The sequence below is a fragment of the Cellulomonas sp. Root137 genome (assembly GCF_001426725.1).
Lineage (GTDB): Bacteria > Actinomycetota > Actinomycetes > Actinomycetales > Cellulomonadaceae > Cellulomonas.
Map to the genome: position 1 here is coordinate 327,501 of NZ_LMFG01000001.1, position 14,017 is coordinate 341,517.

General features: G+C 72.5%; 11 protein-coding genes. 3 read left to right on the plus strand and 8 right to left on the minus strand.

Annotated elements, in window-relative coordinates; translation table 11 throughout:
• Positions 1-3: 3 nt before the first annotated feature.
• From ASD18_RS01525 to serS, 5 genes are all read right to left on the minus strand, one after another.
• Positions 4-957, minus strand: coding sequence for a carbohydrate ABC transporter permease (locus tag ASD18_RS01525; protein ID WP_056085882.1), 954 nt, complete (start codon positions 955-957; stop codon positions 4-6).
• Entirely contained in the window at positions 954-1,943 is a 990-nt protein-coding gene (locus ASD18_RS01530) for a carbohydrate ABC transporter permease (RefSeq protein WP_056085883.1), read from the minus strand. Before ASD18_RS01530 ends, ASD18_RS01525 begins: the two co-directional genes overlap by 4 nt.
• Before the next feature lie 109 nt (positions 1,944-2,052).
• Complete coding sequence (locus ASD18_RS01535; protein ID WP_056085884.1) at positions 2,053-3,432, minus strand: ABC transporter substrate-binding protein; 1,380 nt, start codon at positions 3,430-3,432, stop codon at positions 2,053-2,055.
• 222 nt (positions 3,433-3,654) lie between these two features.
• Positions 3,655-4,452 (minus strand): HAD family hydrolase, encoded by a 798-nt coding sequence (locus ASD18_RS01540; RefSeq protein WP_056085885.1) that lies wholly within the window; start codon positions 4,450-4,452, stop codon positions 3,655-3,657.
• Complete coding sequence (gene serS / locus ASD18_RS01545) at positions 4,449-5,714, minus strand: serine--tRNA ligase (protein WP_056085886.1); 1,266 nt, start codon at positions 5,712-5,714, stop codon at positions 4,449-4,451. The genes ASD18_RS01540 and serS overlap by 4 nt, the downstream gene beginning before the upstream one ends.
• Before the next feature lie 74 nt (positions 5,715-5,788).
• Here serS and ASD18_RS01550 point away from each other — a divergent pair, with 74 nt between their 5' ends.
• Positions 5,789-6,934, plus strand: coding sequence for a diacylglycerol kinase family protein (locus ASD18_RS01550; RefSeq protein WP_056085887.1), 1,146 nt, complete (start codon positions 5,789-5,791; stop codon positions 6,932-6,934).
• A gap of 111 nt (positions 6,935-7,045) precedes the next feature.
• A complete protein-coding gene (locus tag ASD18_RS01555; protein WP_056085888.1) occupies positions 7,046-8,887 on the plus strand; it encodes a M48 family metallopeptidase in 1,842 nt (613 codons plus the stop codon).
• A 3-nt stretch (positions 8,888-8,890) separates the two neighbouring features.
• On the opposite strand, the gene pheA is transcribed toward ASD18_RS01555, so the two are convergent.
• Positions 8,891-9,838, minus strand: coding sequence for a prephenate dehydratase (gene pheA, locus ASD18_RS01560; protein WP_056085889.1), 948 nt, complete (start codon positions 9,836-9,838; stop codon positions 8,891-8,893).
• A 90-nt stretch (positions 9,839-9,928) separates the two neighbouring features.
• Between pheA and ASD18_RS01565 the strand changes: the two genes are divergently transcribed.
• Positions 9,929-12,229: a hypothetical protein gene (locus ASD18_RS01565; protein ID WP_082573429.1), complete on the plus strand. Its 2,301-nt coding sequence runs from the start codon at positions 9,929-9,931 to the stop codon at positions 12,227-12,229.
• On the opposite strand, the gene ASD18_RS01570 is transcribed toward ASD18_RS01565, so the two are convergent.
• On the minus strand, positions 12,226-13,134 hold the full coding sequence (locus ASD18_RS01570) for a glycosyltransferase family 2 protein (protein WP_056091327.1): 909 nt from the start codon (positions 13,132-13,134) through the stop codon (positions 12,226-12,228). The genes ASD18_RS01565 and ASD18_RS01570 overlap by 4 nt on opposite strands.
• 36 nt (positions 13,135-13,170) lie before the next feature.
• Positions 13,171-13,995 (minus strand): DUF5926 family protein, encoded by an 825-nt coding sequence (locus tag ASD18_RS01575; RefSeq protein WP_056085890.1) that lies wholly within the window; start codon positions 13,993-13,995, stop codon positions 13,171-13,173.
• Positions 13,996-14,017: the final 22 nt, after the last annotated feature.

A 14,017-nucleotide genomic window follows, 5' to 3' on the forward strand; every position in this document is an offset into this window, starting at 1 on the left:
CCCTCAGCCCTTGACCGACCCCGCGAGCAACCCGCGCACGAAGTACCGCTGCAGCGACAGGAACACGACCAGCGGCACGACGAGGGCGATGAACGCGCCCGCCGACAGCAGCTGCCACTGCGACCCGCGCGTACCGCTCAGCTCCGCGAGACGCACGGTCAGGGGCGCCACGTCGGTGGTCCCGCCGGCGAACGTCAGCGCGACCAGCAGGTCGTTCCACACCCACAGGAACTGGAAGATCGCGAACGACGCGATCGCGGGCGTGAGCAGCGGCATGAGCACCTGGAAGAAGATCTTCACGTGCCCGGCGCCGTCCATCCGCGCGGCCTCGACCAGCGACGGCGGGATGTCCTTCATGAAGTTGTGCAGGATGTAGATGGCCAGCGGCAGCGCGAAGATCGAGTGCGACAGCCAGATCACCCAGAACGACCCGGCGATCCCCCAGTCCACGTACTGCGAGAGCAGCGGGATGAGCGTGACCTGGATGGGCACCACCTGGAGCGCGAACACCGCGACGAACAGGATGTTGCGGCCCTTGAAGTCGATCCACGCGAACGCGTAGGCCGCCAGCAGCGCGAGCGCGATGGGGATGATCACGGCCGGCAGGGTGATGACGATCGAGTTCACGAAGTAGGTGGCCAGGCTGGTCGACGACCCGAACAGGGCTTCCTGGTAGTTCTCCAGGGTGAGCTCGAAGTTCCACGGCAGGGTCCACCAGCCGGACGTCCGGATCTCCGACCGCGGCCGGAAGGACGTGATCAGCAGGCCGAACGTGGGCACGGTCCACACGATCGCGATGAGGATCGCGACGAGTGACGTCCACGGCGAGCTCAGCTTGCCCTTGACGGCGGCCGCGCGGGAATCCGCGCGGGACATCCGCGTGGGCTTGCGGGTGGTGTCGACCTCCTCCGGGTCGACGAGCGTGGCGGGGGGCAGCGGGGCGGACGCGGCGGTCATCGGATCTCCTCCGAGAGGCGGAGCTGCCGGACGTTGTAGACGATGATCGGGATCACCAGGACGAAGAGGATGACCGCGAGCGCGGCACCCAGTCCGGCCTGCTGCGCGCGGAAGCTCTGCGTGTAGAACTCGTAGGCCACGACGGACGTGTTGAAGTTGCCGCCGGTCATGGTCCGGACGATGTCGAAGACCTTGAGCGTGCCCATGGCGATCGTCGTGATCACGACGACGAGCGCGGGACGGATGCTCGGCACGGTGATGAACCGGAACATCCCGATCCCGTGCAGCCCGTCGAGCCGGGCCGCCTCGGTGATGTCGTCGGGGATCGCCTTGATGGCCGCGGACAGCACCGTCATCGCGAAGCCGGCCTGGATCCAGATCATCACCGCGATGAGGAAGAACGTGTTCCACGGCTGGTTGAGCAGGAACTGGTACGGCTCCAGCCCCAGCCACACCAGGATCTGGTTGGCCAGGCCGATCTGCTGGATGTTGCCCTGGTTCGGCTTGTACTCGTAGACGAACTTCCAGATGATGCTGGCGCCCACGAGCGAGATCGACATGGGCAGGAAGATCAGGGTCTTGGCCAGCGACTCGTAGCGCGTCCGGTCGACGAGCACCGCGTAGATCAGCCCGATCGCCGTCGCGAGGATCGGCACCAGGATCACCCAGAGCATCGTGTTGCGGAGCACGGTCTGGAACTGGTCCTGCGTGAACGCGGTGACGTAGTTGTCGAGGCCGACGAAGTTCTTGCTCTTCGCGTCGTACAGCGACAGCTTGATCGTGTTCAGCCCGGGGTACACCAGGCCGAAGACCACGAAGATCAGCGTGGGCCCGAGGAACCCGGTGACGACCACCCAGGTCGGGACCTTCTTCAGCTTGTCGATCCCGAAGAGGATCGCCCCCATGATGCCGACGAACAACAGGATCGCGATGATCATCAACGCGAACTTGTGTCCCACGGAGTCGGCTTCGATGAACCAGTCCATTCCTCACCCTTTCCCTCGTCGTCGAGGTGGCGCGTTCCGGACGATACGCCCGGAACGCCCGGATGGGGGCCGCCGAGCCGACGACCCCCACCCCGCCTGCGTCAGCCGGTCAGGACGCCGGCCAGGCCGCCTCGATGTTGTCGAGGGTCTCGGCGTCGGACTGGTTCTCCGCGATCCACGCGGTCATCTGCTTCCAGAACGCGTCGGCGCCGACGGCACCGGGCATCTGGTCGGACCCGTCGAACCGGAAGGTGTAGCTGTCGTCGGTCAGCAGGTCGAACGACAGCTTGTCGATCGGCGACTGCAGCAGCTCCGGGTCGAGGCCGCTGTTGGCGCTCAGCCAGCCCTGGCCGGTGGCTGCGGCCTTGGCGTTGGCCCACTCCGGGCTGGACAGGTACGCCTGGAACGCCTGGACCTCGGGACGGTCCGCGAAGGCCGTCACGAACTCGCCACCGCCGAGCAGCGGCTTGTCGTCGGCCGACTCACCGGGCAGGTAGAAGGCGTAGACGTCGCCGTCCTCGGCGACCGTCAGGCCCTCGTCCCAGTTGGCCTGGTAGAAGTTGGCCGCGCGGTGCAGGAAGCACGTCTGGTCCGGGATGCCGTTCGCCGACTCGTTCCACGGGGCCGTGGCGATGGACTGGACGTCGCCCAGGCCGCCGTTCACGTAGTCCGGGTTCTTCAGGATGCCGCCGACGGCCTCGAGGGCGGTCAGGACCTGCGGGTCGTTGAACGGGATCTCGTGGGTGACCCACTGGTCGTAGACCTCGGGGCCGGCCGTGCGGAGCAGCACGTCCTCCAGCCAGTCGGTGGCCGGCCAGCCGGTGGCGTCACCGGACTCGATGCCTGCGCACCACGGCTTGGCGTCGGGGAAGTCCGCCGCGATCGTGTCGGTGAGGGCAAGGAGGTCGTCCCACGTGGTGGGGATCTCGTAGCCGTTCTCCTCGAACGCGGCCGGGGAGTACCAGACGAACGACTTCACGTTGGCGCCCAGCGGCGTCGCGTAGAGAGTGCCGTCGACCGTGCCGTAGTTGACCCAGCCCTCGGTGTAGTACTCGTTCGCGTTGTCGATGACCGCCTGCGGTGCGGCGACGACCGTGTCCGGGTAGTCGGCGACGATCGACGCCAGGAAGCCGGGCTGCGGGATGTACGCGATGTCCGGCGGGTTGCCGGCCTGCAGACGGACGGGCAGCTGCGCCTCGAACTCACGCGACCCCTCGTACTCGATGGTCGCGCCCGTGCACTCCTCGAAGGGGATGTACGAGTCGGTCTGCTGGACCGACTCCGGGTCGACGATCGACGTGTACACGCTGATCGTCTTGCCCTCGAGGTCGCCGTACTGCTCGAACGCCGCACAGTCGGTCGAGCCGGAGGCGTCGTCGCCCCCACCGCCACCGTCGTCATCGCTCGAGCACGCTGTGAGAACCAGCGCGAGACTCGCCCCCGCCGCTGCCGCTGCCAGGTAGCTGCGGCGCCTGCGTGTGCCGTTCATGAGACCTCCACGTCGTCATGCTCCGGTATGGCGCCGGCGGTTCCCCGGCGCCCTTGCAAGCGATGCAAGCCTTTACGCAAAGCAGACGCAACCGTTGGGACCGGGCAATACGGTCACGATTGAGTCACAGGTCGACCTCGATGCAGGTGGACGACGGAAATCGTGCGGAAACACCCTCGGAACGCACGAGATCGTCAGCCGCGTGGACGGTCCACGGGGACGTCAGACGAGCAGGCTGCGCAGGACCGCGAGGGCGCCGTCGTCGTCGATGGTGCCGGTGACCTCGTCGGCGGCCGCGCGGACCGCCTCGGGCGCGTGGCCCATGGCGACCCCGCGGGCCGCCCAGCGCAGCATCTGCACGTCGTTGCCGCCGTCGCCGATCGCGACGGTCGCGTGCGGCTGCACGCCGAGGTGCTGGCGCACCTCCTCGAGCGCGCTCGCCTTGGACACCCCGCCCGGGGTGAGGTCCAGCCACGCGGACCACCCGACGGCGTACTCGACCTCGTGCAGGCCGACGCGCTCGACGAGCTCGTGGAACTCCTCGGGCGTGCCCTGCGGGTTGCGGATGACCACGCGGGTGGCGGGCGTCGCGGTCAGCTCCTCCCAGGACACCACCTCGAGGTCGCCGGACAGCTCGCCGTCCGGGAAGTCGGCGGAGACCCGGAAGCCCAGGCCGAGGTCCTCGACGGCGAACAGCGCGTCGGGCAGCTCCATCGCGATGGCCCGCAGCGCGGGGCCCGGGTCGAACGTGACCACCCGGACGATCTCGTAGCCGTTCTCCGCGGCGGGGTCGAGGCGGGCGGTGACCGCGCCGTTCGAGCAGACGACCCACCCCTCGGTGAGCCCGAGCTCCTGGGCCACCGGCGCGGCGGAGTGCACCCCGCGGCCGGTCGCCAGGACCACGTGCAGGCCCGAGTCGCGGACCTGCAGGACCGCCTCGCGCACCTCGTCGGAGATCGTGCCGTCGTAGGACATGAGGGTCCCGTCGACGTCGAGCGCCACGAGGCGGCAGCGGGTCATCGCACCGGCTCCAGCACCTCGAGGCCGCCCAGGTACGGGCGCAGCCCTTCCGGGACGCGCACCGATCCGTCGGCCTGCTGGTGGTTCTCCAGGAGCGCGACGATCCAGCGGGTGGTGGCCAGCGTGCCGTTGAGCGTGGCCACCGGGCGCATCGACCCGTCGGCCGTGCGCTCGCGGATGCCGAGGCGACGGGCCTGGAACGTGGTGCAGTTCGAGGTGGACGTGAGCTCGAGGTACCGCTCCTGGCTGGGCAGCCACGCCTCGCAGTCGAACTTGCGGGCGGCGCTCGAGCCCAGGTCCCCGGCGGCGGTGTCGATCACGCGGTACGGCAGCTCCGCGAGCGCGAGCATCTCCTCCTCCCAGGCGAGGATGCGGCGGTGCTCGTCGAAGGCGTCCTCGATCGTCGTGTAGGTGAAGGCCTCGACCTTGTGGAACTGGTGGACGCGGATGATCCCCCGGGTGTCCTTGCCGTACGAGCCGGCCTCGCGCCGGTAGCAGGCCGACCAGCCGGCGTACCGCTTGGGGCCCTTCGACAGGTCGAGGATCTCGCCCGAGTGGTAGCCCGCGAGCGCCACCTCGCTGGTGCCGACGAGGTACAGGTCGTCGGCCGGCAGGTGGTAGATCTCGTCCGCGTGGGCACCGAGGAAGCCCGTGCCGGCCATGATCTCCGGCTTGACCAGCGTCGGCGTGATGACCGGCGTGAACCCGGCGCTCAGGGCCTTGTCGACCGCGGCGTTCAGGAGCGCGAGCTCGAGGCGCGCGCCGATGCCGGTCAGGTAGTAGAACCGCGCGCCGGACACCTTGGCCCCGCGCTCGGTGTCGATGGCCGCGAGGCCCTCGCCCAGCTCGAGGTGGTCCTTGACGGGGAAGTCGAAGTCGCGCGTCTCGCCGACGTACTTGAGGACCACGTAGTCGTCCTCGCCACCGGCGGGCACGCCCTCCTCGACGACGTTCGAGATCCGGCGGCTCAGCTCGGTGGCGCGCGTCTCGGCGGCGTCCGCGTCGGACTGCAGCCCCTTGACCTGCTCGGCCAGGTGCTTGGCACGGGTCAGCAGCGCCTTCTTCTCCTCGCCCTGCGCCTGCGCCACCAGCTTGCCCAGGGACTTCTGCTCGGCCCGCAGCGTCTCGAACTCGGTCAGCGCGGACCGCCGGAGCGCGTCGGCGCCCAGCACCTCGTCGACGAGGTGAGGGTCGTCGCCGCGCGCCACCTGGCTGGCCCGGACAAGGTCGGGATCCTCCCGCAGGAGCCGCAGATCGATCACCCAAGAACCCTACAGACCCGCGGGTGACCACCCGAACCGGGAGGACGTGGCCTGGTGGGCCGTAGATTCTGCCCATGACGTGGGAGGCGTGGGTGGCCGTGTGCGCGGCCGTCGCCGCGCTGTCCGCGCTCCTGCTGGTGCTCGTCCTGTGGTTGCGGCAGCGCGAGCTGCGTCGCCGGATCGAGTCGCCGCGGTCCGGGGCGAACGAGCGCGCGCTGCGGCTGGCACGGGACGTGGACGAGACAGGGCAGCAGGTCGCGTTCGTCGCCAACCCCTCCAAGCAGGACGTCCCTGCGCTCCGGGCGGCGGTGCAGCGCGCGTGCGAGGAGCAGGGGCTGCCGGCGCCGCTGTGGTTCGAGACGACGATCGCCGACCCCGGCGTCGGCCAGGCGCGCAAGGCGATCGCGGAGGGCGCCGACGTCGTCGTCGCGATGGGCGGGGACGGCACGGTCCGGGCGGTGGCCGAGGGGCTCGTCGGCACCGGGGTGCCCATGGGGCTGATGCCGCTGGGCACGGGGAACCTGCTGGCCCGCAACCTCGACCTGCCGCTCAGCGACCCGCTGGCCGCCATGCGGATCGCGCTCGAGGGACGGGACCGCACCATCGACGTCGGCTGGCTGCGGGTGCACCGGTGGGAGTCCGAGTCCGAGGACGACGACGACCCGGCGGACGAGGTCGACCTGCCGCGCGACCACATCTTCCTCGTGATCGCCGGCCTCGGGTTCGACGCCGCGATGGTGGCGGACACCGACGAGCACCTCAAGGCCCGGGTCGGCTGGATCGCCTACTTCGTCTCCGGCATGCGGCACCTGCACGGCCGCCGCACCCGCGTGCACGTCCGGCTCGACGACCAGCCGATGACGTCCACCCGGCTGCGCAGCCTGCTCATCGGCAACTGCGGCAAGCTGCCCGGCGGCATCACGCTCCTGCCCGACGCGCTGGTCGACGACGGGTGGCTGGACGTCGCGGCGATCGACACGCGCGGCGGGATCGCCGGGTGGGCGCAGCTGTTCGGCGAGGTGGTGCTGCAGGGCGCCGGTGTGCGCAACGACCTGCCGGCCAAGATCGGCCGCATCGACCACACCCGCGCGCAGGAGGTCCGCGTGGTGGTGCAGGGCGGCGAGCACGTGCAGGTGGACGGCGACATCGTGGGCCGGGTGACCGAGCTGTCCGCTCGGGTGGACCACGCGGCGCTCGTGGTGCGGGTCGCCGCGACCTGATCCGGACGTCGACGGGCAACCCGGTCATCCACCCCCGCGGTGCTGGTCCCGACCGCTACGATCCCCGGCGAACGAGGCCGCGACGGCGCGGCTCGCACCGGAAGGACCCCCGTGACCACCACCCTGCGCGCCGCCCTGTCGGCGGTCCTGCTGGCCGGCTTCTACGTCGTCGCGCTCGCGATCATCGTCGGCATGGGGGCCCTCAGCTGGTGGGCGTTCCAGTCCGACGCGGAGGCGGCCGCCGCCAAGCTCGGCTTCTTCACCGCGGCCATCGCCGTCGGCGTCGTCGTGGCGCTGTGGAAGGTCGCGCGGGCGCGCCCGGAGCCCGACGCGGGCCCGACGCTGACGCCCGCCGACGCGCCCGCGCTCTGGGAGACCGTCCGCGAGCTCGCCGCCGAGGCCGGCACCCGCGCACCCGACGACATCCGCCTCCTCCCGGACGTCAACGCGGCCGTCTCCGAGGACACCCGCCTGCTCGGTCTGGTCGGCGGCACCCGCCACCTCTACCTCGGGGTCCCGCTGCTGCAGACGCTCGACGTGGGCCAGCTCCGGTCGGTACTCGCGCACGAGCTCGGCCACTACTCCCACAGCCACACCCGCCTCGGTCCGCTGACGTACCGCGGCGGGCAGGCGATCGTCGCCACGCTCGAGCAGCTGTCCGGCAACGTGGTCGGCTGGTTCCTGCGCCTGTACGCGCGACTCTTCTTCGTCGTGTCCGCCGCCGTGAACCGTCGTCAGGAGCTCGAGGCGGACGAGCTCTCCGTGCGGATCGCCGGGCGCGCGACCGCGCAGAGCGCGCTGCGCGAGCTGCCCGTCGCGGACGCCGCCTGGTCGTTCTACCTGCACAACTACCTCGACGACGCGTGGGAGTCGGGGTACGCACCGACCGCGCACGGCTTCTTCGGGGGCTTCGGGCAGCTGGTCACGGCGCGGACCGCCGAGCTGGCGGAGATGCGCGACGACGCGCCCCCGGCCGAGCAGTCGCGGTGGGACAGCCACCCGTCCATCGCCGTCCGCGTGGCGGCGATGGACCGCATGCCCGACGTGGCGGTGGGCCGGGACTCGCGTCCGGCGTGGGCCCTGATCCCCGGCTTCGAGCGGCACGCCACGGAGCTGGCCGCCCGCGTCGTCAACGTCGAGGGCCGCACGCAGCTCGACTGGGAGGAGCTGACCGCCACCTCCCTCGTGCTCTCCCGTCAGCGGACCGCCGACATCGTGTACCGCGCGGCGGCCCGGGTGGCCGGCCAGCAGCGCGCGAACCTGGGCACCGTGCTGGACGTGGTCGCCGGTGGCCGGCGCGCCGAGCTGGAGAAGGACCTCGGCACCGAGGGCGACCAGCTCGCCGACCTCGTGGAGCTGCTCGTCTCGCAGGCCGCCGTCCAGGCCGGGGTCGCGCGGTGGCAGCACTCGTGGAGCGGCCCCGCCCAGCTGGTGGACCGCGACGGCCAGGTGCTCGACCTGGCGCCGGTCGCGCGCGCCGCACTGCAGCCGGAGACCGCCGACGCCGCCCGCGCGCGGCTGGCCGAGATCGGTGTCGACGTCACGTCCACCGGCCAGGTCGCCGACTCCGCCACAGCCCACGGCGGCGAGGTGCTCGGCGGGCTGGCGAGCGTGAAGGTCGACGGCGCGAAGCACGACGTGATCGTGCTCGACATCGGCATCATCCTCGTGCCGACGCCGAAGAAGGACGAGTACGGCAAGGCGCGGATGATCTCGCTGCTGCAGTCGGGGTCGGTCGTGCAGCTCGCGTCCTACCACCGGTTCCTCGCCTACGAGCAGATCGCCACCGCGCGCATCGTGAAGCGGACCCCCCTGCAGGCCGAGCTCACCCTGCACGACGGCCGGACGGTGTCCCTCAAGGAGACGTGGACGGGCGAGACGCTCGACAAGGAGAGCTCGCTGCGGCTCCTCGAGCGCCTGCTCGCGTACGAGCCCGAGGGCGCGCAGCCCTGACCCTCAGGTGGACGAGCCGCCCCGGAGCGCCTGCAGCCACGCGCGAGCGCCGACGAAGTCGGTGTCCGCGGTGCCCACGTGCACGGTCGGCTCGACCGCGTCGGCCCGCGGGTAGGAGCCGAGGAACCGCACGAACGGGCAGCGACGGCGCAGGCCCATGACGGCCTCACCGACGCGCTCGTCGGTGATGTGGCCCTCGGCGTCGAGGGAGAACGAGTAGCGGCCGAGGGCGTCCCCGATGGGGCGGGACTCGATCCGGGACAGGTTCACGCCCCGGACCGCGAACTGCTCGAGCATGGCGAGCAGCGCGCCCGCCTCGTTGTCGGGCAGGTGCACGACCAGGGTCGTCTTGTCCGCGCCGGTGGGCGGCGGCACGTGGCCGGGGTGCCCGACCACGACGAACCGGGTCTGCGCCGAGACGTTGTCGGCGATGTGCTCGGCCAGCGGGACCAGGCCGTACGAGTCGACCGCAGCAGGCGGCACCAGCGCGGCGTCGAAGCCCAGCTCGGCCCCACCCGCCGCGATGAGCGCCGCGGGAGCCGTGTTGGACGTCGCCGGCACGTGCACCACGGACGGCAGGTGGTGCGCCAGCCAGCGTCGGCACTGCACCCACGCGTGCGGGTGCGCGGAGATCCGCCGCACGTCCGCGAGCCGGACCCCGGGCGCCGCGGCCAGCGTGAACTGCACCGGCACGAGCATCTCGCGCAGGATCACCAGGGGATCGCCCGCGGCCAGGCTGTCGAGCGTGGCCGTGACCCCGCCCTCGACGGTGCTCTCGATGGCCACCACGGCGAAGTCGGCCTCGCCCGTGCGGACGGCGTCGATGGCCGACGCCACGTCGGACACCGGGAGGTCGACGCACTCGCCCGCGGGCGCGACCTGGCGCAGCGCGGCCTCGGTGAACGTGCCGGCCGGACCCAGGTAGGCGTACCGCGGTAGGCCCTCGGACATGGCGTCCCTCCCGTGCAGATGATGTGCACGCTGCACGGATACCCCGCAGCGCCGCCGGGGTCGAGGGTAGTGCGCCCGTAGGCTGGAACGGTGCTGACCCCTGCCCGCCCGCGCGCGTCCCTGCTTCGCGGCGCGGTGCTCTCCCTGGTGCTGAGCCTGGCGGGCATCCTCCTGGCGACCCCCGCCCAGGCGGCAGACGAGCCTCCGGTCCTCCTCGTCGGCATGACCGGGGTGCGCTGGGACGACGTCACCACCCTGACCACCCCAGCCCTGTGGAGCATGTCCCGGGAGGGCTCGATCGGTCTGGTCGCCGCCCGGAGCGTCGCGTCCCGGTCCTGCCCCGCGGACGGCTGGCTGGCGGTCTCCACCGGGACCCGCGCGGCCGACCTGCGGGCCGACGACGGCACGTGCCGCACCCTGCGCGACCCCGGCGAGAGCGGCGAGGTGCCGGGCTGGGACGACTACGTCGCGGCGGCCGACGCCGAGTCGTACGGCGCCACCCCCGGGCTGTTCGGGGACATGCTCGCGGAGGCCGGTTCCGCCGTCACCGGGATCGGTCCCGGGGCGGCCATCGCGCTCGCGGACACCGACGGCATCCCGGTGGGCACCCACGAGACCCTCCCGACGAACTCCCTCGGCCTCACCCGCGCGGTGCGCGACGCCCTCGACGCGTCGCAGCTCGTGGTCGTCGACGCCGGCTCGCTGCGCGACCCCGGGTACGCCACGACGGCCCGGCCCAGCACCCCGCAGCCCACCGAGACCGCGCCGGGGGACGTCCTCGAGGAGCCGACCCCGCCCGAGGTGTCCACGCCCGACGCGATCACCGAGCCGTCCCGGGCGCTCCAGGCGCAGGTCATCGACGCCCGGATCGGCGCCGCCATCGCCGGCGCCCAGCGCTCCGGTGCGACCGTGCTCGTGGTCTCGCTCGCCGACTCCGGGCGCACCGCGCTCCAGCTCGCCGCCGCCACCGGGCTCGCGCCGAACGGTGAGGAGTACGCCGACAGCCTGCTGACCTCGGGCTCCACGCGGCAGGCGGGCGTGCTGCAGACCGTCGACGTGACGCCGACCCTGCTGGCGGGGATCGGGCTGGACAACAGCGCCGCGGCCCTCAGCGGAGCGGAGATCCTGCCCGGCCCGCCGACGTCCGCGGCGACCGCCCGCGTCGCGCACCTGCTGGACGTCCAGCGCCACGCCACCATGGTCACGCGGGTGAGCGGTGCCTTCTCGACCCGGCTGGTGCTCATCCAGGCGGTCCTGTTCATCGCCGCCGCGATCATCCTCACGCGCACCGGCCGTTCCGACCGCCCGCCCCTGCGTCCCGCGCTGCGCGTGCTGCAGGTCTCCGCGCTCGCCCTGGCCGCCGCGCCGGTGGCCTCCTTCCTCACCAACACCGTCCCGTGGTGGCGCTCGAGCATGCCGGTCACCGCGTTCTGGTGGGTGCTGCTCGGCTGGATCGCCGTCATCACGGTCCTCGCCCTGGTGGGACCGTGGCGGCGCAACCTGCTAGGCCCCGCGGGGCTCGTCGCGGGTGTGACCGTGGCCGTGCTGGTGGTCGACGCCTGCACCGGCTCCACGCTGGTGATCGACTCCCCGATGGGCGCCCACCGGATCCTCGCGGCCCGGTTCTACGGGATGAGCAACCAGGCGTTCGCGCTCCTGACGGCGGCCGGCCTGCTGCTCGCCGTCGCCATCGCCGACCCGCTCCTGCGGCGCGGCCGGAGGGGGCTCGCGACCGCCGTCGTCGCCGGGCTCGGCCTGCTGCTCGTGGTCGTCGACGGCGCCCCGGGTCTGGGCAGCGACTTCGGCGGCCCGCCCGCCCTGATCCTCGCGTTCGCGATGCTGACCATCGTGGTGAGCGGCCGGAAGGTCAGCTGGAGGTGGATCGGGCTGATCGCGCTGGTCGGCGTCGTGGTGGTCGGCGGGTTCGCGGTCCTCGACTGGATGCGTCCGGCAGCCGACCGCACGCACCTCGGCCGGTTCTTCGCCACCGTGCTCGACGGCGGGCTGTGGGACGTCGTCGGGCGGAAGATCGCCGTGAACCTGCGCGTGCTGACGTCCTGGCGGTACCTCGTCACCGCGATCGGAGGCATCGCGCTCACGTGGCTCGTCGTCGTGGGCGGCCGGCCGCGGCGCGGCGAGCTGATGGGCACCGGCAGCCCCCTGGCCGGGCTGACCCGCGCGGTTCCCCTGCTCCGGCCGGCGTTCGCGGCGATCGCCGCTGCGCTGACGGTCGGCTTCCTCATGAACGACTCGGGCATCGTCGTGCCGGCGACGGGCATCGCGGTCGCGGTCCCGTGCCTGGTCGCGGCGGCCGCGCAGTGGCGGCTCGGGGCACCGGACGGGGAGCTGGCCCCCGCGGAGCCCGCGAAGGAACCCGCGCGCGCCGACTAGCGGTGCGTCTGCGGCGGCTTCTGGGCGGGCGCGACGCTGCGCTTCACGGCCCCGGCGGCGCGGCGCACCCGGCGCGCGTTGACCGCCAGCTGCACGTCCCGGTACTGCGCCGCACGGTGCAGCTGACCCTTCAGGTCGGACCCGGACGGCCGGTGCCTCAGGTCGCAGGGCACCTCGACCACGCGGAACCCGCGACGCAGCAGGTCGATGGTCATGCCGGTCTCGACGCCCCAGCCGTGGGCCAGCGGGGTGGCGGCCTCGAACGCCGCGCGCGTCAGGCAGCGCATGCCCGAGAGCGGCTGCGTCGGGGTCCAGCCGGTCATCGAGGCGATGGCGCGGCGGGCGGCGCCGACGACGATGCCGCGGCCTCCGGCACCGGGCTGCGGCGGGATCAGGGCGATGGAGAGGTCGGCGTGGCCCTCGAACACCGGCGGCACCAGCGGGGCGGTGTTGACCGCGGTCTCCCCCAGGTCGCCGTCGATGAACAGCAGGATGCGGGGCTGGCGGTCGGGGGCGTCGCGCATGGCGACGACGGCGGCACCGGTCTCCATGGCCGCAGCCTTGCCGCGGTTGTGCGAGTGCCGGACCACCACCGCACCGGCCTCGCGGGCCACGTGCTGGGTGTCGTCCTCCGAGCCGTCGTCGACCACCAGCACCAGGTCCACGTGCGGGATCGCGCGCGCCGAGCGGACCGTGGCCGCGATCCGCCGGGACTCGTCCTTCGCGGGGATGATCACGGCGACGCGCTGGCGGGCCTTGTGGACGGCCGCCTTCCGCTCGTCGACGGCTGCCTTGCGGGCCGCCGCGGGCGAGTCCGGCACCGGCGCGGCCACCCCGTCGGCGGTGGGGTCCGCAGGGGCCGTCGTCGCCTGGTCGTCGGCGGCCTTGCCGCCCGTGCGCGTCACGTCCGCCACCCTATCTATCTGAGCGGAGCCTGCCGGTCAGCGCAGGGTGACCTGACGGGCCACCAGCCCGGCGCGGGCACGGCGCTCGTTGGCGTCGAGCGCCGTGGTGTCGGCGAGCGCGGCCTCGAACGCCGGCACGAAGTCGGCCAGCGGCTTCTCGATGTCCTCGGCCTCCGACCCCTTGGCCAGCTCCCACACCGGGACGACCAGGCCGGCCGAGCGGAAGTAGCCGACGAACTTGGCGCCCTCGAACCCGGACGCGCGCTTGGCGTGCAGGCGCGCCAGCCCGTCGAGCACCACCTGCTCCTCGTGCGGCTGCGCCCAGCGCAGGAACTCGCGCGCGCCCATGCGGCACCAGTAGGCGGCGTCGGCCGCCTCGAGCTTGACCGTGTCGATGATGCCGCCGTCGGCCTCCTCGATCGCGGCCTGCAGGTCCGGGGTGCGCTCGGTGTCCGGGGCCAGCCAGTACGCGAACGAGTCCTGGACGGTGACCTCGAACGGCACGCTCAGGTCGAGCACGTCCTGCAGGCGCGGGCCCGGCTCAGGCAGCCCGATGGTCTCGACCGCGGTGCCGGCCTCGACCTCGATGGCCTCGAGCAGCGCGTGCGCCAGGTCGCGGCTGACGTCGTTGGAGCTGCTGGTGGTCTGCAGCGCCAGCAGGATCACGCCGTCGGCGCGGTGCAGGGCGGGCCAGCTCGTCGGGAGCACCGTGGTGACCAGCACGTCGCGGGAGCCGTGCTCCTTGGTGGTGCGGGCGGTCGCGGTCGCCGCCGGGACGAGCTCCTTGAGCGCCACCCAGTCGGGCTCAGCGGGGAGCCCCTCGAACGGGCGCAGCACGAAGTCGGACGAGTTCTTGGCCATGGCGGAAAGGCTACCGGTCGGT

What these genes read in the sequence shown, in the direction of transcription:
- ASD18_RS01550 (WP_056085887.1), top strand. Translation starts at nt 5,789, where the DNA reads ATGACGTGGGAGGCGTGGGTGGCCGTGTGCGCGGCCGTCGCCGCGCTG.
- pheA (WP_056085889.1), bottom strand. Translation starts at nt 9,838, where the DNA reads ATGTCCGAGGGCCTACCGCGGTACGCCTACCTGGGTCCGGCCGGCACG.
- ASD18_RS01525 (WP_056085882.1), bottom strand. Translation starts at nt 957, where the DNA reads ATGACCGCCGCGTCCGCCCCGCTGCCCCCCGCCACGCTCGTCGACCCG.
- ASD18_RS01540 (WP_056085885.1), bottom strand. Translation starts at nt 4,452, where the DNA reads ATGACCCGCTGCCGCCTCGTGGCGCTCGACGTCGACGGGACCCTCATG.
- ASD18_RS01575 (WP_056085890.1), bottom strand. Translation starts at nt 13,995, where the DNA reads ATGGCCAAGAACTCGTCCGACTTCGTGCTGCGCCCGTTCGAGGGGCTC.
- ASD18_RS01535 (WP_056085884.1), bottom strand. Translation starts at nt 3,432, where the DNA reads ATGAACGGCACACGCAGGCGCCGCAGCTACCTGGCAGCGGCAGCGGCG.
- ASD18_RS01530 (WP_056085883.1), bottom strand. Translation starts at nt 1,943, where the DNA reads ATGGACTGGTTCATCGAAGCCGACTCCGTGGGACACAAGTTCGCGTTG.